The sequence below is a fragment of the Desnuesiella massiliensis genome, from assembly GCF_001403615.1.
In the GTDB taxonomy this organism is placed as follows: Bacteria; Bacillota; Clostridia; order Clostridiales; family Clostridiaceae; genus Desnuesiella; species Desnuesiella massiliensis.
The window spans coordinates 643,212-666,770 of sequence record NZ_LN879455.1 but is presented as its reverse complement, the minus strand read 5'-3'; the positions used below and the strand labels follow the sequence as shown (position 1 = coordinate 666,770).

At 32.1% G+C, this 23,559-nt stretch carries 18 protein-coding genes and 1 other RNA gene; 1 reads left to right on the top strand and 18 read right to left on the bottom strand.

Annotated elements, in window-relative coordinates:
* Position 1: 1 nt before the first annotated feature.
* The 12 genes from BN2665_RS09760 to BN2665_RS09700 all read right to left on the bottom strand — a co-directional run bounded on the left by BN2665_RS09760 (position 2) and on the right by BN2665_RS09700 (position 13,162).
* On the bottom strand, positions 2 to 952 hold the full coding sequence (locus BN2665_RS09760) for a helix-turn-helix transcriptional regulator (protein ID WP_082435866.1): 951 nt from the start codon (positions 950 to 952) through the stop codon (positions 2 to 4).
* Positions 953 to 1,025: 73 nt separating this feature from the next.
* Complete coding sequence (locus BN2665_RS09755; protein WP_055666915.1) at positions 1,026 to 1,313, bottom strand: helix-turn-helix transcriptional regulator; 288 nt, start codon at positions 1,311 to 1,313, stop codon at positions 1,026 to 1,028.
* A gap of 715 nt (positions 1,314 to 2,028) precedes the next feature.
* The gene (locus tag BN2665_RS09750; protein ID WP_055666914.1) at positions 2,029 to 5,145 is read right to left on the bottom strand and encodes a hypothetical protein; all 3,117 of its coding nucleotides are present in this window, start codon (positions 5,143 to 5,145) and stop codon (positions 2,029 to 2,031) included.
* Entirely contained in the window at positions 5,139 to 6,173 is a 1,035-nt protein-coding gene (locus BN2665_RS09745; RefSeq protein ID WP_055666913.1) for a restriction endonuclease-related protein, read from the bottom strand. Before BN2665_RS09745 ends, BN2665_RS09750 begins: the two co-directional genes overlap by 7 nt.
* Positions 6,174 to 6,185: 12 nt before the next feature.
* On the bottom strand, positions 6,186 to 8,573 hold the full coding sequence (locus tag BN2665_RS09740; RefSeq protein WP_055666912.1) for a hypothetical protein: 2,388 nt from the start codon (positions 8,571 to 8,573) through the stop codon (positions 6,186 to 6,188).
* A gap of 126 nt (positions 8,574 to 8,699) precedes the next feature.
* Positions 8,700 to 9,491: an ImmA/IrrE family metallo-endopeptidase gene (locus BN2665_RS09735; RefSeq protein WP_055666911.1), complete on the bottom strand. Its 792-nt coding sequence runs from the start codon at positions 9,489 to 9,491 to the stop codon at positions 8,700 to 8,702.
* Between the two features lie 7 nt (positions 9,492 to 9,498).
* The gene (locus BN2665_RS09730; protein WP_055666910.1) at positions 9,499 to 9,942 is read right to left on the bottom strand and encodes a helix-turn-helix domain-containing protein; all 444 of its coding nucleotides are present in this window, start codon (positions 9,940 to 9,942) and stop codon (positions 9,499 to 9,501) included.
* 2 nt (positions 9,943 to 9,944) lie between these two features.
* Positions 9,945 to 10,277, bottom strand: coding sequence for a DUF4258 domain-containing protein (locus BN2665_RS09725; protein WP_055666909.1), 333 nt, complete (start codon positions 10,275 to 10,277; stop codon positions 9,945 to 9,947).
* A 150-nt stretch (positions 10,278 to 10,427) separates the two neighbouring features.
* Positions 10,428 to 10,946, bottom strand: a complete 519-nt coding sequence (locus BN2665_RS09720; RefSeq protein ID WP_055666908.1) for a hypothetical protein — start codon at positions 10,944 to 10,946, stop codon at positions 10,428 to 10,430.
* A 55-nt stretch (positions 10,947 to 11,001) separates the two neighbouring features.
* On the bottom strand, positions 11,002 to 11,700 hold the full coding sequence (locus tag BN2665_RS09715; RefSeq protein ID WP_055666907.1) for a 5-methylcytosine restriction system specificity protein McrC: 699 nt from the start codon (positions 11,698 to 11,700) through the stop codon (positions 11,002 to 11,004).
* A 49-nt stretch (positions 11,701 to 11,749) separates the two neighbouring features.
* Positions 11,750 to 12,924, bottom strand: a protein-coding gene (locus tag BN2665_RS09710) for an IS3 family transposase (RefSeq protein ID WP_154674922.1) whose coding sequence is annotated in 2 segments (ribosomal slippage) — positions 11,750 to 12,657 and positions 12,657 to 12,924 — 1,176 coding nt in all. Because the reading frame shifts where the segments join, the coding sequence is not laid out codon by codon here.
* A gap of 55 nt (positions 12,925 to 12,979) precedes the next feature.
* Complete coding sequence (locus BN2665_RS09700; protein ID WP_055666904.1) at positions 12,980 to 13,162, bottom strand: hypothetical protein; 183 nt, start codon at positions 13,160 to 13,162, stop codon at positions 12,980 to 12,982.
* Positions 13,163 to 13,564: 402 nt separating this feature from the next.
* Between BN2665_RS09700 and BN2665_RS09695 the strand changes: the two genes are divergently transcribed.
* On the top strand, positions 13,565 to 14,152 hold the full coding sequence (locus BN2665_RS09695) for a hypothetical protein (protein ID WP_055666903.1): 588 nt from the start codon (positions 13,565 to 13,567) through the stop codon (positions 14,150 to 14,152).
* A 702-nt stretch (positions 14,153 to 14,854) separates the two neighbouring features.
* On the opposite strand, the gene BN2665_RS09690 is transcribed toward BN2665_RS09695, so the two are convergent.
* The 6 genes from BN2665_RS09690 to BN2665_RS09670 all read right to left on the bottom strand — a co-directional run bounded on the left by BN2665_RS09690 (position 14,855) and on the right by BN2665_RS09670 (position 23,526).
* On the bottom strand, positions 14,855 to 15,823 hold the full coding sequence (locus tag BN2665_RS09690) for a tyrosine-type recombinase/integrase (RefSeq protein ID WP_082435864.1): 969 nt from the start codon (positions 15,821 to 15,823) through the stop codon (positions 14,855 to 14,857).
* Positions 15,824 to 15,938: 115 nt separating this feature from the next.
* Positions 15,939 to 16,292, bottom strand: a transfer-messenger RNA (tmRNA) gene (gene ssrA, locus BN2665_RS26230).
* Between the two features lie 422 nt (positions 16,293 to 16,714).
* On the bottom strand, positions 16,715 to 18,109 hold the full coding sequence (locus BN2665_RS09685; RefSeq protein ID WP_055666901.1) for a hypothetical protein: 1,395 nt from the start codon (positions 18,107 to 18,109) through the stop codon (positions 16,715 to 16,717).
* 373 nt (positions 18,110 to 18,482) lie between these two features.
* Entirely contained in the window at positions 18,483 to 18,953 is a 471-nt protein-coding gene (smpB, locus tag BN2665_RS09680) for an SsrA-binding protein SmpB (protein WP_278335886.1), read from the bottom strand.
* A 109-nt stretch (positions 18,954 to 19,062) separates the two neighbouring features.
* Positions 19,063 to 21,276, bottom strand: a complete 2,214-nt coding sequence (gene rnr, locus BN2665_RS09675; RefSeq protein ID WP_055666899.1) for a ribonuclease R — start codon at positions 21,274 to 21,276, stop codon at positions 19,063 to 19,065.
* A gap of 231 nt (positions 21,277 to 21,507) precedes the next feature.
* Complete coding sequence (locus BN2665_RS09670) at positions 21,508 to 23,526, bottom strand: sodium-translocating pyrophosphatase (RefSeq protein ID WP_055666898.1); 2,019 nt, start codon at positions 23,524 to 23,526, stop codon at positions 21,508 to 21,510.
* Positions 23,527 to 23,559: the final 33 nt, after the last annotated feature.

The window sequence follows — 23,559 nt, the reverse complement described above, 5'->3', positions numbered from 1 at the left end:
TTTAACACTCCTTTGCTTCAAAATCATTAGTTAATATTTCTACTTTGTCACCTTGGCTTCTGAGCCACATATCGATGCCATCGCCGTATACCTCAACCTTTATAGTGTATTTCCCATGCCTCTCAGATAAAACCTCTGCTGTAGGAAGCTTGTCTAACACGGATTCAACAGATAGACCTCTGTACTCAAAGGTCACTCTCCGTAGTTCACCCGAATACATAAATTGAACCCTTTTCCTAAATTCACCATCATTAAACTTATCTTTATATGGAATATTAAAATACTGCTTTGTACCATTTAAATCTGTTATTCTATCAATTCGGAATACTGTAGGAAAGTCCTTACTTCCATCTGCCATGTAAGCTATAAGATAAAAATAATATTCAGAAAACATTATTGCTACCGGTTTAACTAAACGCTCATTCACACCACCATCTTGTCTTGTATATGTAAACCTTGTTAACTCACTATTTGTTATAAGCTGTGACAGTTCCCATAGTATAGAAAACAAATGCTTCCCATGTTGTAACGGCACATAATGATGTTGCTCATTTCTTATCATATCTTCAATTTTTTTACGGTCATTAGGTACTACTTGAGTTAATAACTTACTGATAAGACTATTTAATTCTTCTTTACAGAAAGCTCGACTCTCCAAAAGAATCTTACATAAAGCTATTACTTCTTCATTAGTCAACCACTCCCGTTCAAAACGAACAAGATAGTAGCCCTTTTTTACTTTATCATATTTTATTGCAACCTCACTCTCTGCAAAGTGAACTTCAGCAATATATGCACGAAGATCGTCAATATCTCTTTGAATAGTTTTTGGAGTAACTCCAAAATATTCAGCCAGTTGTGCCTTTTCTATAATTTCCCCTTTGTTAAGACGTTCATATATACTCAGCAATCTAAAACCCTTATTTCCATTATAATCTATACCTAAATTCAATCTGTCACCTCCTAGGCATCTTAATATCATTATATATATGAAGATGGACACATAATGGGGTTTTAAAAAATTCTTATTTTAATTTCAATTCACAATTTAATTCATCTGTATATATCTCTAATATATTAAGAAGTTTGTCCGTTTCAGGATTTTTAATAAAGATCAATAGCAAGCTTAAAAAAGTATTCCAAGATAACTTAGTTTTCTTGTTTTCTACCTGCATAATAGTGTGTCTTGAAACACCAATTAAATTAGCTAATTGTACTTGTGTTAAGCCTAACTTTGTTCGAAGCATTGCTAAATTATCTGCCATATTTGCTATAACTTTTTCTCTCACTAACTCTGCATTATTGTTTTCCAAAATAACGTCACCTCTTTTATGGAAACTCTACCATATAAATGTATCACAAAATTTTACATTTTACTATTACTACAGACAAAATGTTGAAAATAATGACTTAAAATATAAAAAAAGCACCAACCAGAGAATATTTTCTCCAAAGTTGGTACTTATAATAATTCTTTATTCTTTGCAGCTACACCTAAGTCTCTACCCTTTTGATAACACATCACAAAATAATAGATTTCTTACCGCGGTTGTTCCAATGAACTCTACAATATATATCTCCACACTCCCATCAAAAAATCAATCAGTGAGAATGGATTTCTACATCTAAAGTTTCTTTTTTCCTTCTATTATGAGCTGTATTTCTTATGTTTAGTTCTTCCTTAACCTGCAAGATCCTTTTGAAAATTATAGCCTCATAGCTATTTTCAACATAGTGCTATACCCTGTGTCAAATTTGACACACCCCTTACCTATTACTATTCTCATATATTAGTTAAAGCGCTATCTCAATAACGTAAGGATTTTATGGTTTGATCAAGAATAACATGTTCATTATCATAATAAAACGCCCAGCTTCTTTTATAAATTTAAAAGGTTATAGAGCTTAATTTATCTCAAAGCTTGGGTTTTCATTTAAGTATTACAGGCGCTTATACATAAGAGTATAACATAATAATCTTATTATATATTCACCTTATTTCAATTTCTCATTTCTATCTATGCAATATTAACTCGTAGTTATTAAACCATCCTTCAAATCATTATACAAATGATTTGCTAATTCATCACCTCTATTAAGCATTTCTTGCCATGCTATGAATAGGGAAGTATTTTTATCATCTATTATTTTTGTTATATCTTCTTTAATACTTTGTTCTGCTGTCAATGGATAAAATGAAGCATCTACAATGTGAACAGTAACGTTAGTCCCGCCTCTTTGGCCTCTTCCTGATAATTGCTTCAGCTGAACTAATGTATTTCCCGCTATAGAGTCTTTTATATATTGAGGAGCTCTTCTAAAACCCTTAAAATGTCTTAACTCCTTGTGCAGCTTATACATGTTTCTTTTAATCTCTCTATATGATGATCCAATGGATGATTTATTTAACTCCTTATGAAAATAACTTGTTGATTCTAAAATATCATTTGGTGAAGGCAAGGCCCTGTTCATAATTATAATGTCTCTGAAATATGATTCGCCTTTGTCATTTACTACATTAAATCCACGCTCTATTATTATATTTACTGCAATAAATATGTCAGCTTCACAGGCCCTCTTTTCTATATCCAACTTTGTTATATGAATATTAGGATCGTAGTCACCCATGAGCTCATGATAAAGTATCTTTGCATTATGTCCTACTTTTATCAACTCTTCTCCAATAGCTTTTGCATTAGCGTAGGAAGAAGTGGATATCAGTATACCAGTATTTATATCTTTAGATCTTTTTGCAATTAAGTTTTTATTAATCTCTTGAGTTAGATTTTTCAAAGCATTGATCTGATTATCTATTTCAACTCCTGATACAGAGATTGGTGTATCACCTTTATAAAATATATGACACTTGACATTTACTTTTCTATAATCACTTCCCTCTCTTTTTAAGAGATGAGTTACTGGATATTTTAAGTTATACTTAGATGATTCTGTTCCAGCTGAAGTAGCTGATGTTAATATTGTAAATGGTTGTTGAAAATTATATATTCTAGCTACCGCCCTAGGATTCTCAAATAAAATCTCCCTGCCTATCCCGCTATAACTATTTTTAATTAACTTAGTACCATTTTTATCAATATTTATTCTAAAACCATCAGCATCTCTTATTAAAGCTTTAGGCGCCAACAGATGGTTCTGTGCATTTGTTGAAATACTTATATAATTATGATCGTTTGCCAAACTATCTAAAACTGGTTTTATTAGATCATATATCCTATTTAGGTAGTTGTCTATCGAGCTTAATAATAATATAAATGTAAGCATTTCATTTCTTTTGGCCGTTCCTACTTTTCTCTTTTTCTTAAAATTAACCTTTATTTTACCGGTATCTATATCATTACCATCAATTAAATTGTTTAATTCTTCTTCTGATAGCTCCAAATTACTTACTTCTTTTCTATACCTATCAAAAATCTCATTAAAAGTACTATCTATTTCAATATCACTATCTTCATATATGGTTAATAAATAATTTATATATTTTGAACGTATACTCTCGATTCTATAAGTAAGCAAAGCATAAAATCTATTATTATACTGCGCTATATCTAATTCTTTGCTACCATTATCAGCTACAATAGAGGAAATATATTCTTCACTCCAATCGTCAATTAACTGTCTAATAGTGAAATTTTTACCTCCATATTCTTTTCGTACTAATCCGCTTCCCTCATCAGCCAAAAATAACATATGTAATAAATCTATCTCTCTATCATAGTTATTTACAATAGTCTTAAATCTTCTTACATAATCATCAGTTACAATATTCTTTCTAGTTATTGCATTATAAAGAATTTTTAAAAATCCTTCTAAGTGTTGCTTATTGCTTCTTTCTATAGTATCTAATGAATATACTTCTGTTGAAGAAATCAATCTGTCATCACCTATTGTCTGTAGCTTATCAGCTTCATCAAATAATATTACATCAGCCCAAATACTTAAAATTTCATACATGCTTCTTCGATATTTATCTACTTTTGCAGCCGCTATTGAATCAATCAGATTAAATGGAGTGGTTATAACTACTTGTGTCTTTGGCAATCTCTTGTACATATTATAAAAGCCACATTGTTCTTTCTTATCACAATTCTTACATTCCAAATATTCAATGTTATAACAGGTGTAATCTATATTTGAAAATAAGTCTGGATATTTCATTATCAGTTCAGGTATAGACTTTCCTTCCTGTGTACTAATGAATTTATTAATGTGCTTGCTTCTTTCTTTTCCCATTATAATTGTAGTATCTAGCCCCAAATCATCCAACTTTAGTTTAGTATTTATACTATTGGGAGCATGCGTGTCTGTTACATATAGAATCTTCAATCCTTGTGAAACCAATTTCTTAATATAAATATCAAATAGAACAGATTTACCATCACCTGTTTTGCCTGCTATATGCAATAAATGTGGTAATGGCTTATTCACTTCTTTTAACCCTATTAATTTGTAATTATCGGGGTAGTGCTTACCCATAGAATTAACAAAGTCATTGTTTATTGATTTCAAGCTTTCTTTAACTTTCTCATAAACATCATAAGATTTCTTTTCTTTTATTCTGCATTCTAAGTACTCTGTTAAAATATGCTCCTCATTATCTCCTTCCATAGGGATAAGTCTTATATATTGTGGATCAGTAAGAACAGCATTATATTTTTCTAATCTATCTTTAAAACCAGAAAAACTATCATTAAAATAAATTTTAGCTTCCTTGTTCTTTAATAAATCTTGATCTGCTTTAAACATTTGTATTATCTTTGTATTATGATTCTTCTGAATAAAATAGAAATGTGTTAGCAGTGCTCGCTTATTCCATTCATCTTCATGGCTAGCTAAAAAAGTATGTGCTTGTATTATAAATCTATCTTTTTTAATATCTATATCTATAAAATTGCAATGAACTCCTGAAAATAATACTAACATCTCATCTATAGTAAAATGCCTTTCGTATACCTTGTATGCTGTAAACATTAATAATTCAGAATATAAAAACAGCTTTATCTTAGTATCTTGTTGCCTGTTTTTTCCACTTAGCTTCATAGGATGTTTTACTATATCTCCAAATGCATTTTCATACTCATCTTCATACTTTTTACTACATAGTCGAGTAAAGTTCATTCTTAACATAAATTCTTACCTTCCCCTGCAACTCTTTTTAATTTATTTAATAAATCTTTAATATTATATAATCTACTACCACCAGCTCTTAACAAATGCCCTATGAACTCCATCTGTTCCTTATAATACAAATCAGGAACTACAATCCATCTATTACGATATTTATCTTTTAAAGTCTTATTATTAGTCAATTCACTATATAAATTTTCAGCATAATTATAGGCTTTCATATCTAAATATATTTGTTTGACATATATATTAACTAATATATCTCCATCTTTTTCTATTTCGGGAAATATAGTAGCGTCAAATCCTGATTTCAAAAGAGCATTGAAAACCTCGTATTCAAATCTTCCTGGATTGATTATTGAGTAGAAAATCTCAGGCTTTACTATTAAAGTACCTCTATTAAATATGTTATCTTCGTATTTAGGATTGCACAGTCTATGTATTACCATATCAGAATCTATATTCTTTACATAACCACAACAGCTGCACACTTTAAACTCTTTCTTAATCTTTAATATATCGTAACAATCTCTTACATATTCGATGGCAAGGTTTCTATATAAAACCGGTATTGATTTCTTTGAATTAATAAAAATATATTTTATTTCATCGGCGCTTTCAATAATTGGATTTTCAATAATATACGTACGCGTTATCCTGTAAAGTTCTTCAGCCGCCTGCTTGTCTATATTCCACAACTCAAAACACTTCTGCCTAAATTTTTCAAACCTTATATCATCCTGACGTCCTTGGCTTGTAAGTCTTATGTGCCATTCATCCCAATAGGAATTTAAAGTTCCATCTGAATCTAGTAATGAAATATCTTTATCAATCTTATCAACATATTCACAAACGGGAATGTTTATTAGATTGTTTATAAAATCAACTATATTTTTACTCGGCAAATATTTGTACATTAATTTATAGTAATAATTTAAATCCTTGTACTCATCAATTCCTGTTTTATCGTTTTTAATATGGTTTATTATTTTTAAAAGATCTTCATGCCTAATCTTTTTTAAATCCACTTAATTCACCACCTATACAATAGTATCTTCTGGATTAGTATACGGATTATCTTTAATATTTTTCTCTAATCCTAATATATAATCTGTTGTAATACATCTATTTAGATGGGAGTGTCTTGTTAATGATAGTCTTAACTTGTGTACTAAGTTGCACAAATTCTGATTTTCCTTGTCATTATGCGTTATTATCTTGTAAGCAATTCTATCTTGATATTGAATTTTTGCTCCAATAGAAACCTTATTATGGGAGTTGGTCCATCTTCTTATTTTTGATGCCTCTACTGTAACCTGGCATTGCCCTTTATCTCCAATAGAAATATAAGTTCCTTCCTTTACTTTATAAACGCCTGTCCCTAAAGTAATTTTTCCTTCATTAGTTTGCACTATTTCTTGATGTCCTAATAAATCTGTTGTTATTAGATCCCTACAATTCTGCTTTATTTCTTCAATTATATTTTGATTCAAATAATGTAATACAGAGTTATATTGTGTTTCTCCACCCTCTAATATTACTAAAACTTCTCGTGATTCATCTTTTATATCTTTAAGTAAGCAATTAACTGCAATATCATCAACTTGTCCCACTTCTTGTAATCTAGAATTTAAATTGGGTAGATATTTATAAATATCAGTAATATGCATATATTCATTAGTTATTGCTGGTATTTTCACTTCTATGTTATTGTTGTCTAATCTACAAATAAAATTTATTTTATCAGCTTTGTGAAGTGTATATATTACTTCATTTTCCAATATAGTTTGATTAGCATTTCCAAATCCAATATCATTAAACAAGTCTCTTAAAGAACTGCATATCTTATTATCATTGATTCCTTCATTTCCATTAATAAATTGATTTATGATTCCTCTACTGTCTAGTGCATTTCTTATAATTTTTTTAGCATCTACTTTACCCATATTTTCTAAATCAATAAATGCTAACGTAAGTTTTGTTTCATCAAGGTCACCTATATCCTCTAATAGCTTTTCTGACCTTATATCTGCAGTTTCATTATCACTTTTTATTTCAATTCCCTTTGTTGATACCACTTTTCTTATTTGTAGGTTAACAATTTTACCATCTGACAACTCTAGAGAATATGATCCATTTGCATTAATAGTCATTCCAGCATTATCCTGTATTAACTTTCCACTCTCTACAACATCCTTAGTATATTCATATAACATTGATTCAGAAGGTTGTATTATCAATAAGTCTATATCCGTCTTTGGGCTTCTATAAATTGTATTTGAAAGTATAATTTTATCACTATTATTTAATGCTCCAGCTCCTTGTCTCCCTACTTTTAGTTCATCAACTACTGGAAGCGGTTCTAATCCTTCAATATTTTCAAGTATATAGTTGTAAATATCCAATTTATCTGATCCAGGTACCCCAGGATTTAATTTACTTTTTCCTCCCATTTTAGTACTGTAAATTAAATATATGTCTTCTTTATCCTCAGACTCTATATGTGTTTTTACATCATCAAATGAAATACCCTTATATTTTTTAATATACTCATATAGCTTCCAATCCTCTGATATTAGTTGTACTTCTTTGTTTGATGTGCCTTTCTTTTCACCGTACTTTACTCTAGGAGAATAATATATACTTCCATCAAAAATCAGTGTAGAATAGGATTTAGCTGTCCCATCCTTTAGTGCATTAACTTTATTATAAGTTACTACTCTTTTTACACCTATCATAGGATATATGTATATATCACCATCTTCAATTTCTATATTAGGAATAATGTAAAAAGTCATTTTCTCATTTTTACCATTCAAATCAATGTCTATAATTTCGGATATAAGCAAATGTCCAATTTGTCTACTATAGGATGGAAATAACTGTATCTTACTGCCATCTTTTAAATATTTTTCATCTTCACTTGTACCTATATAAATAGACTTTCTATCTAAAGCTTTTATAAACAGCATCTTTACCAAAGACAAATTTTCTAATAGAAATTCATAATCAACAGTACCTGCATACTTTGGTTCAACTCTTATATCCTTGATGTTAATTTCACTATTATAATTTAAAAGATCTGCTTTATACTTTTCTAAAAACTCTTCAATATTGTTAGCCAATAAATATATCGTTTTATTTACATTTTCTTCCTCTAGTGATTCATGGCAATAGAATTCGATAACATCTTTATCATAATCAGTTTCCTTTAAAGCCATATATGCTGGATTAATAGCATTTAAAATATATGGTAATTTTAGTACATTATTTGCACGCCATTCTTCTTTCAATACTTCCTTAGAGAACGATTTAATTAAGCTTATTAATGGAACTAATTCTTCATTGCATATAAATTTTTTAAAACTATTCTTTTCTAAAAATTGACTAGTTACTTTAAATCCTAGTCTATTTAATTGTTTACCCATTATTTCCTCCCACTTTACCCATAATATGTATAGAAAATTTATATATAAAAACCACGTCATTGATTATTTTCTAACGTGGTCAAATTATATAATTGAATAACTATTATTAAGTTTATTTGAAAGTAATCACATATCAAAAAATGCATCCATATAATCAGCATGATTAGCAACTCTTAGCAGTGTAAATACCCTACTAAAATTAGGTTGATATAATGATTCCTCTACTATTTCAAAATCATGGCTATTCTCCTGTAGCCATACATCACAACTTAAAATTCTTTTTACTGTTTCATTACTATATCTGTTATGAAGAAGTTCTTTTGCTGCTGAACCTCTTATAATACCTGGCTTTAAATTCAAATCAAAACTTGATGACTTTGCTTGAACTATCTTTCTTCCATTACTGTAATATATCAAAGCTATAATCTTGTCATCGCTATTTGATATTACCTTTCTTGTCATAGCTCCTAATGACACATTAAATTCCTGAGCTAACTCCTTTATTAATTCCATTGAAATTGCTTTTCCAGAAATTCTAGATAGTAATTTATCTGTTGGTATCAATAGTTCTGATGCAAAAACATCTGCTTGATTTTCTTCTAAGTTATCAGAACTAAAATCTCCAATATTAGTGCAAGTACACATATTCCTACTATGCCAAGGAATAAAAAAATGACCTACTTCATGAGCTATAGAAAATCTCTGTCTTGGTATATATAAAATCTTTCTATCATTTATTATTATGTTCTTTTTTCCTTGAGATACAATCAAAAGAGCTTCGGCAGAACTTATATTTTCATAATTGACCTTTAAATCATAGGCTTCACATACTTTAAAAATATCTACAGGAGGAGTTAAATTTAATGATGAAAGAATATCCTGAGCATAAAGCTCAGGACTATTTTCATATAAATACATTCTTAAGCTATAGATATTTAGATATTATCTCAGCATCTTTTTCATTTAACTCCCCTGTTTTACCTCTTGCTGCAATGCCGTATGCTTCTTCTCCACCCATAAATGATTCTATATCTTTTCTCAGAAATCTCCATTCTCTTCCGAATTTATGGGCTTTTAGTCTGCCATCTCTTATCATATTGTATATTGTTTGGTTGCTAACTCTTAGTAAGTCTGCTACTTCAGTTAAATTTAAGATATCAGGTTTTTGCTCTTCATCCACATCAACTAAGCTTTTACTTAACTTTTGCAGCATAATAGCATCTTTACCTTCGATTGTAACCTCACCACATTGTGGACATACATATGCGTTAACACCATCTACAGTTAACTTATAAGATCCCCATCCAGTATTTATCGATGTGGTCTTTTTCTCCATGTCACTGTTACAGATATAACATTTCTTACTCATAATTAATATTTCCCCCTTCTCTTCAGGACATTATCAATACACTCCCAAGCCTCATCTTTTGTCCTGCATACAGTAATAATTAAAGGAGTCTCTAAGGCTGCAACAACAGTATATACTTCTGGACTTTTATCCGTTGCCTCCTGAAATAAAACTTTAATATCATTTGTTCTCTTATCAGTTTGAAACTCTATAGTCTTTCCTTTTATAATGCATTCCAACACTTTGTCAATATCGATTTCACGTTCTGACATTCTTTCAAAAGCATGATCAGTAACATCAAAATCTCCCTCACTGACTCTTTTGCGGATCATCTTTTCAGCTAATTGTTCTAACATGAATTATTACCTCTTCTTATATATAATATACACCTTAACGCGTTTTTTTACAATAAAATATTATAAATTACTATAAATTATTATAAAATATTATAAAATACATATAATAACTCAACTATAACTATTATTCTTCAGCGCCAACATCAACTCTTATTTTCCTTCAACCCACTTAATCATAAAACTCCAATCACTTACCTGTCCGTTATCATTAAGGATTTCAAGATATACTCCATCGCCTTTTCCTACTTGCCATATAGCTTGTGCAGAATTACCATTTTCAGAAATACCCGCATTTTTAACGTATTTAAAAAATTCTTCCTTACCAGCTCCGAAAGTTTCTGCTACATATGCAACTAAATATATATCAATCACACTTGCACCAAAATCAGACGGTCTTCTTGACAAAATATGCTCTCTTATAATACCCTTCCATGCATAATGCGGAGAAGTCATTATCCTATTTTTTATCTCTTCAATCCGGTATGCTTTATAACTTCTTTTCTCCCACTGTTTGAGCTGAGCAAAATCCCCACTGATTTGTAAAAGCTTTTGAAGCATATTCTCTAAATTACATACTGTTGGTATTACCTTTGCATGAATACTCCTACCTCTTAAATTACCTGGTAATTTGTATCCATTAGGTTTTGTCGAAATCATTCCACATTCCATTCTTTTGCTATACCATCCTCTCAACAATATTATTAAAAATATCCTGAATAAAACTTTATATTACTTCTGCTATTTCTTTCAATCGTCTATAAATATCTTCCCATTTTGTGTTAAGATTCAATGTCTTCACGTATATTTTTTGTCCCTGAATACTATAAACAAAGTCAAGTTCAGTGTCTACAACCGGATAAATAAGCATTCCAGCTTTTTCTCCGGTAAAAGTACTGTTATTAATATAGGTATAAATTTGATATAGATTTCCTGATATGAGCTTTTTCGTATCCCCTACATTGCTGATTTGTAGTGCATTGATATAATACTTTGCATCAATAATCAATTGTCTTTCTTTATTTTGTAGTACAATATCAGTTCTCATTATAGGCAGAAAACCTTCACCAACATGCTCAAAGTCCTCATCCTTTTGCCATTGAAAGATCGGAGAATAGACTAATATTGATGATAGTTCCTTTTTATAAAAATTAAGTATAAACTTCTCATATAGAGCAGCCATCCTATTATCTCTAATAAAATCTTTAAATATCGTTTCTCCCTTTTGGGACGTAACAATTACTTCATCAAAAATAAGCTCACAAATATCTACAATCAACTTATAAAAACGATTATTCCTATGATAGGCGATACGTGAAAAATGTGATTTCTGAAGTCTTATAACATCTATTTCCTGAAAATATCTATTAACATGGATAAGCTGATTTTTTATCTGTTTGCCCTTTCCCCAATAAAATAGACACACTAAACTCGTTATATCTCATTTTCTCGTAGAATAACTAGTTATTTCATTTTTAAGCTGCAGTTACTTTTTTATTTGCTCTATTATAAAACTCATCTGGAGTTAAATAGCCATTAGAAGCATGGATTCTCTGTCTGTTATAAAATATCTGAACATATTCAAAAACAGCTGCTCTAGCTTCATCACGGGTTTTAAAGTGCTTTCCATAGAGCCATTCGCACTTAAGTTTACCCCAAAAGGACTCCATAGGAGCGTTGTCCCAGCAGTTACCTTTGCGTGACATGCTACATATAAATCCATACTTTTTTATAAGATTTTGATAGTCATAAGAACAGTACTGAGACCCTCTATCAGAGTGTAAAATGACGCCGTTAGGCTTTCCAGCGCGTTGATAAGCATCATTTAAGGCATTAATTACTAGTTCTTTAGTCATTCTTTCACTCATTGATAATCCAACAATCTTCTGTCCACATAAATCCATAACCCCAGCTATGTATAGCCAGCCCTCATCTGTCCACAGGTAGGTTATATCGCTAACCATTTTTACATTAGGTTTGTCTACAGAGAAACCGCGATTAAGGATATTTTCTGCAACTGGAAGCTTATGATTAGATTTAGTGGTTGCCCTAAATTTCTTAGAAACCCTTGATCTTATACCATTCTCACTCATTAGTCGTTCTACTCTTTTATGGTTAATAGGCTTAGGTTCTTCTTTATTTATAATTTGAGTAATCTTAATAGACCCAAAAACCTTGCCGCTTTTATTGTGGATAGTTTGGATTTTTCTTAATAGACTTCTATTTTCTATTTCTCTTTTACTTTGAGGTCTTTTATCCCATGCATAGTAACTGCTTCTAGAAACACAGAGGACTTCACACAGCTTCGCTATACGATATTTATTGCAGTTAGCTTTGATAAATTCAAACCTTTTTACTTTAGGTTCTTGGCGAAGAAAGCTGCCGCTTTTTTTAGTATCTCAATTTCCTCTTTAAGCTCTCGATTCTCTCTTTCTAGCTTTCTGAGTTTTTCATCTTCAGGACTTAAATTACCACTACCAGGGAAAGGAGCATTAGTAGATTGTTTATATTTTTTTACCCACCCTTGAAGTGTTGTAGGTTTTATCCCTAGATCTGCTGCTACCTTTGAAACGGGTTCCTTAGTTCTCTCTATTCTCTTTACTGCTTCTAATTTAAATTCTGCACTATAATGGTTATTCATTAAAATCATTCCCTTCACTTTTAGTATAACACGAGTTCCTCGTGTCTACCAAAGTGGGTAAGGGTCAAACATCGTCATTAGAATCACATTTAATTGTTGAGTACATAGTTTCTCCATACAACGGATGCCCTTCTTTTATTTCACGCTTTGCTTCTTCTATAAAATATTTATTTGTATTGGATATGATAGACCAATTAAAGTCTTCACCATATTTTCTCGCTAATTCATCAAACAAATCTTCAAACATTATAAAACAACCTCTTAAAAAATTTTGGTTAATTAAATAGTGGTTTAATTTGAATTTTATTCTCTAAAAATCTGCAATTATAACCTAATCCCATTATATAGTATATGGTTAATTTGAGAAACAAGTAATATTCATTTCAACAATATTCTTATGTATTGTTTATTAAGTCTTATTCGTTAGTGATTATCAAAACTCCTAGCTTAATAATCAACATACATAATTTTGATATCCACCATTAAAAGATATTTTCCGTGTCCCTTAATACTCACTCAAATCGATAAAGTAATATAGCACATTAAAAATACATCTGAATGAATGATATCCCAATGTGGTGATTTATCTTGTTATGTTATTAGGAAGGTTTTTAAACCCTTCACTAATCAAAAGAGGGATTTGATTAAAATGGAATTAATAAAAGAAAATCAATGCAATAGGTATTTACAATTAGTTAGATTAAAAACCGAAAGAGAATTATCAAAAGGAAGTAAGTTTGATGAACAAGATGCAGAAAGCTTCATTATCAGTTACGGAATTTGCGATATTATGAGATTTAACTATGGTAACAAAGGTGACAACTTCGATAGGTATATGAACGAGAGTATCAAAATGGATTTCTTAGATTTCATCCGTAAGGAATATAAAGTAGCCAAAAGAATTGAATTTAGTTTAGATGAAGAGGTTGAAGGTGATAAGGCTTTGAAGTATGAGGATATTTATAACGTAGGGGAAAGTGGTAACATTATAGATTTAGTGGATAATATCCTGATGTCCATAGAGGATTCCGTTTCATTGGGAGAGTTTAATTTAATAACTCAAATAGTGGAAGGTTTAGCCTACACAAAAGATTCTGTTAAAGTTAACGGGACTATTAACATTAGAAAATTATCCAAGGAAATTAGTATTAGTGAGAAAGTAATTAAAAGCAAATTAGCAAAGTTAAAAGTACTATTAGAAAAAGATAAAAAGCTTTTTTATAATTTTGTAAAATAGGTGGAAAAGGTAACTTTTTTCATTTTAAGTTCCGATTATATCTATGAGAGGACAATTTAATAATACAAGTTGGTTTTAATAATAAATAGGAAAAGATAATAAATAATAACCTCGAGTGAAATGAGAGGTAAGCTTAATACAAACTTGGTATTGAAATACAAACCTAGTATTTAGCTAGGCTTTAAATAAACTCTAAGCCACTCGTTAGAACTCGTATCTTAAATATATTTTAGGATTTATTTATCTTTCTAAAAGAATAGCCATCCTTAACAGATTAAGGAGTAACGGAGAATTGAAAAAGAATACAAATAAGAGTTTACAATAAGATTTGTTAGACTATCAGAAATAAAATAAATTTTAAATAGTAAGCTTACACGCAATGTTAAATCCAAAGCAATATGAGAAAAAGAAAGAGATTGACATCTATGGAACTGTTTATTAAAAAGGGTGGGGGATGTTTAAATTCTTCCCTTTAGTGCCGTTGGTATCAGTGTATGGAAAATTTACGGATTTGTATTTAAGAAATGTCCTATTTTTACCTCTTCAAAATTAACCTAGTCCCCCTCTGGAACGAGTATTTGCAATGGTTTTATAAGTGTCACTATAAGTCGCAAAAACTCCATTTCATATAGTAACAGCAATAGTAAAAAAGTGGTGAGGAAATAAAATCCTTAACCACTCTTTTTTATGTCTTTTATTGTATTATAAATCAGATAAAGTATCTTTTTGTATAGCCTTGTGTAAATCATTTATGCTGTTATGGTAGTATGCCATGGTTATTTCTAAAGAAGAATGTCCTGCTATTCTACAGACATCTAACGGATTACTGCCATTCTTTATCATGTTGGTTAATGCTGTATGCCTCAACTTATGGGGAGAGGTACTTTTATCCAAGCCTGCCTTCTTTCCGTACTCTATTAGTTGACTCTTAATATGGGATAAAGCTACCTTACTGTGTGATACACTCGATAAAAACAAATACTCACTGTTAACACTATCAGCAATTTCCACTAGCTTTTTTACATATGGTTGTAGCTTGTTATTCAGTGGTACAATCCTTTGTGTTCTATTCTTTGCAGTTTCTCCGTTTATGATGATATACTTATCCTTTAGATTCACATCTTTAACCTTTATATTTACAGTTTCATTTACCCTTGTACCTACGGATAACATGAGAAGTATAATAACATAATCCCTTAATCCTGCGTATGAAGTCATGTTAATTGCCTTAAGTAACTTCTTTATATCGGTTTGGGTTAAAGGTTGTTTCTCATTCTTAACTTCCCTAACCTTTTTTATTCTCTCATTAATTCTATCTTTAACAAATCCTTCATCTTCTAAAAACGCTAGATATACCTTTAAATAGCGTATTCTGATATTGGTAGTGTTAGGACTTACCTTCTCCAACATAAACGAAATATACCCTCTTATCAGCGTTATATCGTATCGAATTGTGGTGTCCGAGTAGTACTCATTGATGTAATTATTCATGTAAAGAAAAGCCCTGTCATAATCGTATAAAGTCCTTGCAGAGAGGTTTTGCGACCTCTTATAGATGATAAAATCTTTCTGTTTTTCAATAAAGTCCTGTACGGAGAAATATTCTGCTGTTACCTCCTTATCAAACCCAATCGGAGTAACATTTTTTGTTAATTGTAGTCTTTTAGCCATTTTAACACCTCAAATAAAAAAGATTACAGGTATCGGACACAGAAGAATTTCTTCCGAATCGAACTTGTAATCTTAATCGTTAAAATGCTGTAAACCATTGGTAATACTATGTAGGTGGTGGAGGCGAGGGGTGTCGAACCCCTGTCCGAAAGCCAATATGCTTAAGCATCTCCGAGTGCAGTCCTTAGTTTTACATTCCCTCTCTCTGACGCTTAAGGACAAGCTTCAGATTTCAGTAGCTTCATAAATTCCGTTTCTAGGTCAAAGCTTTCCTAGACTCGGTTCACCGCTGTCGACGCCCTATCCTAAGCCGCGGTACTCAAAGGTAGAACGTAGCAGACTAAGCTGCTAATGCAAAATTATCTTCTGCGTTTACATTTAATCCCATAGTTTTTTAAGGCGGGCCCACAGGTTCCCTCCACTCGCTTCCTAAACACACCGTACCCCCGTCGAAACCAAGTACGCCCCCCTGTTATATTAAACAGAAGATGTATGTTTGTGTTCGTTAATTTTATCAAAGAACTTCAATTCTGTCAATGATTTATTAACTCACCTGACAATCCTTATGATACACCATGCGGAACTAATTTTCAATAGGATTTTTCCCTCTCAATAATCAAGTTTTATAAAATTATATACTTACTTCCTCTAATATATCATTAAACCATATATGGGTTTGGGTAATGCACAATTCACAGTGCACAATTAAGGATAGTTTTCTCAGTGAAACTGAGAGAACTTAAATAATCTAAAATTATTTCGATTTTTTTCGTTCAGAGAAAAAAATCTTCCTAAATCGTGCATTGTGCTCTGTACATTGTGAATTGATAAAGTGCATTGTTAAAGTTAATTATTGAGTTTAATTTATAGAACTTTATTTACAAAGCTCTTTTAGATAAGGAACATAGCCACAATAGTAGTAACAATCAAACCTATAACCACTGGCTTCAGATTCTTTCTTGCTAATTCAAAGGGGTCCACTCCACATATAGCTGCGGCAGGAATTACAGCCCAAGGAACTATGGTTCCGCCGCCAACCCAAATACCAGCTATTTGTCCTAAAGCGGTTAAGGTTGCTACTCCTCCACCTAGAGCTGTGGAGAACAATTTTGCTATGGAGCCTACTAAGGATATACCTGAGAAGCCTGAACCATCTAAGCCTGTTATGGCACCTACCACTGTCAAAGCACCAGAAGCTACTACGGAATTTACCGGTACTATGTGAGCTAAGGCTACTCCTAAGTCATTTACTATACCATGAGATCCCTGTGGCAATATTTTTCCGAATATATCTATTAAAGCCGAGTCTCCTAAATAAAAGAAAGCTGCTATAGGAATAACCACTCCAAAAATTCTGAAGCCAAATTGTAAGCCCTCAACCATATGAGAGGTTACTTTGTCTAAGGCTTCTATTTTATATGCTAATAAAGCTACTATTAATAGTATAATTGTCGCCGTACCTCCAATTAGAGCCGTAGCATCTCCCCCTTGAAGCTTAAATAAATACATTAATACAATATCTGCTACAAACATGATTAGTATTAATAGGGCTAATAGCTTTCTTACTTTACTGGTAAAGGGATATGCCTTCTTAACTTCTTCACCCTTTGCTATTTCAGCCTTTAATCCCTTTTTATAAACTCCAGCTTTTATTTCTTTTCTTAAAAAGTAAAAAGCTGTAATTATAGTAACAAGCCCCATAACTATAGTCAATGGAATACTAGCTGAAATAACCTGTGACACCTCTAGTCCTGCTGCATCTGCTGTTAATTTAGGTGCTGCTTGAATGATATAATCGCTTGATAAGGCTATTCCATGCCCAAATAAATTCATAGCTATAGCAACACCTATGGCAGGAAGGCCCACCTTTACGGCAATAGGTAAAAACAAGGCTCCCATTAAAGCTGTAGCTGGTGATGGCCAGAAAAACCAAGAAACTAGCATCATAACTATACCTATAGTCCAGTAAGCCATACTATAGGACTTTATAACCTTTTTAAAAGGAGAAACTATTTCTTCATTGATGCCAGTGTTCATTAACACACTGCTCATGGCAGTTATCACTGATATTATGAAAATAGTGGGCATCAGTTCCTTTGTAGCATATACAAAGCTATTAAATATACCCATTAGAGATTTATATATAGAGGAAGTACCTAATAGTCCCAAAATAAATACACCTACTATACAAATAAGAGCGGTATCCTTTTTCATAATCATAGCTGCTATAATTATGAGTATGAATAATAAATAAACATAGTGCAATGAGGTTAATACTATTTCCATGTTATCCCTCCTGTATTCCTATTCCGCACATAACAATTATCAATTGTTATGCTCCACGTTAATTTTTGTAATATAAATTATGCTTACACTGATAACATGGTGAATGAAACTAAGCTATGGTGAAAAATTAACTAGTTACCTATTTAAAGCAGTTATTAATTATTTTTGGACATAATAAAATTCCTTATTGATATAAAAATCACATCAATAAGGAATTTATATAGGAGGCTGTGAAAAAAGGTGTTCTATAGGTTTCCCTACACCGCGCGTGGAGCCCCACGAGCGGCCCGTGAAAAAGAAACACCTATGTTTTTCACATCCTCCTATAGATTCACAATTCTGTATTGTTCATGGTAAATTGTGCATTAATAAACTATCTGTATTTTTCTTTCATCTGTCTTTCTATATCTCTCATATGAGCTTTTTCAAGCATAGCGTCTCTCTTATCGTAGTTCTTCTTACCCTTTGCTACTCCTATGCTCACTTTAACCCTTCCTTGCTTTAAGTATAGAGATAATGGTACTAAGGTATACCCTTCTTGAGCGGTCTTTCCTGCTAATTTATCTATTTCCAATCTGTGTAGCAAGAGTTTTCTATCTCTCAAAGGATCCACATTGAATACATTTCCTTTTTCATAAGGGCTAATATGCATATTTCTAACAAATATTTCTCCATTTTTTATTTCTGCGTAACTATCCTTTAAGTTTGCTTTTCCAGATCTTATAGATTTTACTTCAGTTCCAACTAAGACTATGCCTGCTTCATAAGCCTCTTCTATGAAATAATCATGTCTTGCTTTTCTATTTTCTGCCAGGACTTTATTTGATGTGGATTTCGCCATAATAACACCTACTTCTAACTATAATTGATATAATTATATCACAAAACTCACGCATCTCAAAAAAATAACTAGTCAATGTACTCTTATATTCGACTAGTTATTTTTAAGATGCCTAATGTATTGGCGTAAATTCCTCTTTTAATCCTTCAACTTCTTCACTTTCCGTAGTAATCATAGAAGCATCCATGGGCTCTTCTTTTTCTTCCTCATTCAATTCCTCTACTATATCAAAATAAATATCATGGGTATCTATTTCTACTCTAGCTACTTTAATTTTGATAGTTTCTCCTAGTCTATATATCTTCTTTGTTCTTTCTCCCATCAAGGTTAAGTGTCTTTCATCATAAACATAATAGTCATCATCTAAATTGCTTATATGAACTAGACCCTCAATTGTATTGGGTAATTCTACAAAGAAGCCAAAATTAGTAACAGAGGATATAATTCCTTCGAATTCTTCTCCTATTCTTTCTTTCATGTATTCAGCTTTCTTTAGATCATCTACTTCTCTTTCTGCATCCTCTGCTAATCTTTCCATTTCAGAGGATTGCTTTGAAGCATATTCCACAGCCTTTACTAATTTTTTATTTCTTTCATCATCAATTTGACCATTTATAAATTCTTTAATAATTCTATGAATCATTAAGTCTGGATATCTTCTTATGGGTGAAGTGAAATGGCAATAGTATCTGGCGGCTAATCCAAAGTGGCCTACACATTCAGGAGAATATTTTGCTTGCATCATAGATCTTAGTAGCAAAGTACTTACTACGGTTTCCTCTTTTTTACCTTCTACCTTTTCTAATATCTCTTGAAGCATTCTCGGATGAACGTCATTAGCCCATTTTAATGTATAGCCTAGGTTATATATAAATTCACTAAAGTGAGCTAATTTTTCTTCATCAGGATTTTCGTGAATTCTATATACAAAAGGCATGTTTGCCCAATACATATATTCTGCTACGGTTTCATTACAAACTAGCATAAACTCTTCTATAATTCTATTAGCTATAGCTCTTTCATAAGGCTTTATATCAATAGGCTTACCCATCTTATCTAATATTATTTTGCATTCTTCAAAGTTAAAGTCTATAGCTCCTCTGCCCATCCTTTTCTTATGAAGTATATTGCAAAGCTCTTCCATAGCTTTAAAGTCTTCATATAGATATTCATACCTCTTTATAAGCTCTTCATCCTTATCCCTCAGTATTTTAGTCACATCGGTATAAGTCATTCTTTCACTGGTTTTGATTATGCTCTCTAGTAATTCATGCTCTAGCACCTTACCAGACTTATCTATAACCATGAAACAGGTTAGAGCTAATCTATCTACCTTAGGATTTAAGGAGCATATGCCATTAGATAGCTTCTTAGGAAGCATAGGTATTACTCTGTCTATTAAATATACAGAAGTTCCTCTATTTAAGGCTTCTTTATCTAAAGGATTTCTCTCCTTTACATAATGGGACACGTCCGCTATATGTACTCCTAATTTATAATTACCATTAGGCAGCTTTTCAATGGATACAGCATCATCTAAATCCTTTGCATCTTCACCATCTATGGTTACCATTCTCACATTTCTTAAATCTTTTCTTCTTACATATTCATTATTTGTTATTTCTTCTGGTATGTTTTCAGCAAAAGATTCTACCTTTTCTGGGAACTCTTCTGGAAGACCATGCTTCTTTATTATGGTGAGAATATCGATTCCCTTATCCCCTTTTTTGCCTAGGACTTCAATTATCCTACCTTCTGGGTTTCTTCTTGCCTCTGGCCATTCTGTTATTTCAACAATAACCACATCATCAGTTTTTGCTCCATTTTTTTCTGTTTTAGAAACAAATATATCATATTGAATCCTTTTGTCCTCAGGTACTACAAAGCCAAAGTTTTTACTGTTTTCATAAACTCCAATGATGGTCTTATTGGCTCTCTCTAATATTCTAATGATTTCTCCTTCTCTTTTCTTGCCATTTACATCTTCTTTTACAACCTTGGCTATAACCTTATCTCCATTCATGGCACCGTTTATAAAGGAGCTGGGTATGAATATGTCTTTACTTTCATCCTCTGGTATAACAAATCCAAAGCCCTTTTGATGCACCTGAAGCTTTCCTGTAATCAGACCCATCTTCTCTGGCAATCCAAATTTATCAGCCTTGGTTCTTAAAATAATACCTTCCTTTTCCATAGCTTTTAAGGTCTTTTTGAAGTCCTTATACTCTTCTTTATTTATATCAAAAACTTGAGCCAGCTCTTGAATGTCCATAGGTTTATATGCTTGCTCTCTCATAAAGCTTAATAAAGCTTGTTTAATGTTCATAAAATCACTCCTATCTATTTTGAACATAGGGATAATTTAACTATACCATGTACATTTTATTTTTAATATATTTTTCCCTTGTTTCAATTAAAAAATTACTTAATTTCTAAATAATTTATATCAAAAAATAATTACTTCTTTATTGGATTAGTTATTTATTTTTAGATTTAAAATAAGTTTTCAAAAACAAACCTGAAGGCATGGAATCCTTCAGGTCTTAACCTTACAAAATTATTTTATTAAATTCAGCAATATACCGCCAAATTTAAGTATAATAGGTGCAAATACTAGAGAAACAATGGTCATAAGTTTAATCAATATATTCATAGATGGTCCTGAAGTATCCTTAAAAGGGTCCCCTACGGTATCCCCTACTACAGCTGCCTTATGAGAATAGCTTCCCTTTCCTCCGTGTTCTCCGCTTTCAATATATTTCTTTGCATTATCCCAAGCTCCTCCAGAATTAGCCATAAGAATAGCCACTAAAACTCCAGTAGCTACAGATCCTCCTATTAGTCCTCCTAGCGCTTCTGCTCCAAGTAATATGCCTACCGCCAAGGGAATCACTATGGCAAGCACTCCTGGCAATATCATTTCTTTAAGGGCTGAGGCTGTAGAAATCTCAACACATCTTGCATAATCGGGATTATTTTTACCTTCCATCAATCCAGGAATCTCTTTAAATTGCCTTCTAACCTCTTCCACCATCTCATTGGCGGCCTTACCTACGGACTCCATAGTTAAAGCTCCAAACAAAAATGGAAGCATAGCTCCAATTAGTATGCCCACTAAGGTAGCCGGATTCAATAAATCTATGGTGGTTAGTTTTACTGCTTGCGCATAGGATGCAAATAAGGCTAGAGCTGTTAAGGCTGCAGAACCTATAGCAAAGCCCTTACCAATGGCTGCAGTGGTGTTTCCCACAGAGTCTAATTTATCAGTTATCTCCCTAACAGTATGAGGAAGATGAGACATTTCAGCAATACCACCTGCATTGTCTGCAATAGGACCATAAGCATCTACAGCTACAGTAAGCCCAGTTATGGATAACATTCCTACCGCAGATAAAGCTATACCATATAGACCCATATTAGCATTCTTAGCACCACCCATAGCATAATAAGATACTAGTATACCTACTACAATAAGAACTATAGGCCATACCGTAGATTTCATCCCCACAGCTAATCCTGATATTATGGTAGTAGCTGGGCCTGTCTTAGATTGCTTTGATACTGTTTTTACGGATTCATAATCCGCTGAAGTATATATTTCAGTTATTTTTCCAATTAAAATTCCAACCACTAGACCAATGGCTATGGCAATAAAGGTCTTAAAATCACCAAAAATAATATAACTGAGCATTGCCGCAGATATTATTACTATTATTCCTCCAATATAAGTTCCTGAATTTAGCGCTCTTTGAGGACTGGAATCTTTGCTGCTCCTTGCCACTAAAGCTCCTATAATAGAAGCAATGATTCCCACACCAGATAGAAGCATAGGATAGACTACACCTCTGCCATCGCTATACACTAATACTCCTAAAGTAATAGCAGATATTATGGAACCTACATAGGATTCAAATAAATCCGCCCCCATACCAGCTACATCTCCTACATTATCTCCCACATTGTCAGCTATGACAGCTGGATTTCTTGGATCATCTTCAGGAATTCCTGCCTCTACCTTTCCTACTAAATCAGCTCCTACATCAGCAGCTTTTGTATATATGCCGCCGCCTACTCTAGCGAATAGTGCTATAGAGCTAGCCCCTAGACCAAAACCTGTTAGATAGATGGTATTACCATTAAAGACTATAAATAGAACGCTTAACCCTAGAAGTCCTAGACCTACTACGCACATTCCCATAACCGCTCCGCCAGAAAAGGCTATTTTTAGAGCTTGGCTCTGTCCATGTCTTGCCCCTTCCGCCGTTTTTACATTGGCTTTTGTCGCAACTCTCATGCCAAAGTACCCTGCCAAAATAGAGAATACCGCCCCACATATAAAGCATATAGCGCTTTGATAATTTATAAAAATACTTATAATTGCGGCTACGATGATAATAAAAATAGTCAAATATTTGTACTCTCGATTTAAAAAAGCCATAGCCCCTTGATGAATGTACCCTGAAATTTCCTTCATCCTTTCGTTCCCATCACTTTGCTTAGAAATTCCATTAGCTAAATAATAAGCAAAGATAAGTGCCATCACTCCACTTAAAGCTGAATAAATATACGTCTGCATACACATAACCTCCCTTTTATATTTTAAAATTAT

What these genes read in the sequence shown, in the direction of transcription:
- BN2665_RS09720 (WP_055666908.1), bottom strand. Translation starts at nt 10,946, where the DNA reads ATGGAATGTGGAATGATTTCGACAAAACCTAATGGATACAAATTACCA.
- BN2665_RS09695 (WP_055666903.1), top strand. Translation starts at nt 13,565, where the DNA reads ATGGAATTAATAAAAGAAAATCAATGCAATAGGTATTTACAATTAGTT.
- BN2665_RS09690 (WP_082435864.1), bottom strand. Translation starts at nt 15,823, where the DNA reads ATGGCTAAAAGACTACAATTAACAAAAAATGTTACTCCGATTGGGTTT.
- BN2665_RS09735 (WP_055666911.1), bottom strand. Translation starts at nt 9,491, where the DNA reads ATGTATTTATATGAAAATAGTCCTGAGCTTTATGCTCAGGATATTCTT.
- BN2665_RS09750 (WP_055666914.1), bottom strand. Translation starts at nt 5,145, where the DNA reads ATGTTAAGAATGAACTTTACTCGACTATGTAGTAAAAAGTATGAAGAT.
- BN2665_RS09725 (WP_055666909.1), bottom strand. Translation starts at nt 10,277, where the DNA reads ATGTTAGAACAATTAGCTGAAAAGATGATCCGCAAAAGAGTCAGTGAG.
- rnr (WP_055666899.1), bottom strand. Translation starts at nt 21,276, where the DNA reads ATGAACATTAAACAAGCTTTATTAAGCTTTATGAGAGAGCAAGCATAT.
- BN2665_RS09670 (WP_055666898.1), bottom strand. Translation starts at nt 23,526, where the DNA reads ATGCAGACGTATATTTATTCAGCTTTAAGTGGAGTGATGGCACTTATC.
- BN2665_RS09700 (WP_055666904.1), bottom strand. Translation starts at nt 13,162, where the DNA reads ATGTTTGAAGATTTGTTTGATGAATTAGCGAGAAAATATGGTGAAGAC.
- BN2665_RS09730 (WP_055666910.1), bottom strand. Translation starts at nt 9,942, where the DNA reads ATGAGTAAGAAATGTTATATCTGTAACAGTGACATGGAGAAAAAGACC.
- BN2665_RS09685 (WP_055666901.1), bottom strand. Translation starts at nt 18,109, where the DNA reads ATGGAAATAGTATTAACCTCATTGCACTATGTTTATTTATTATTCATA.
- BN2665_RS09740 (WP_055666912.1), bottom strand. Translation starts at nt 8,573, where the DNA reads ATGGGTAAACAATTAAATAGACTAGGATTTAAAGTAACTAGTCAATTT.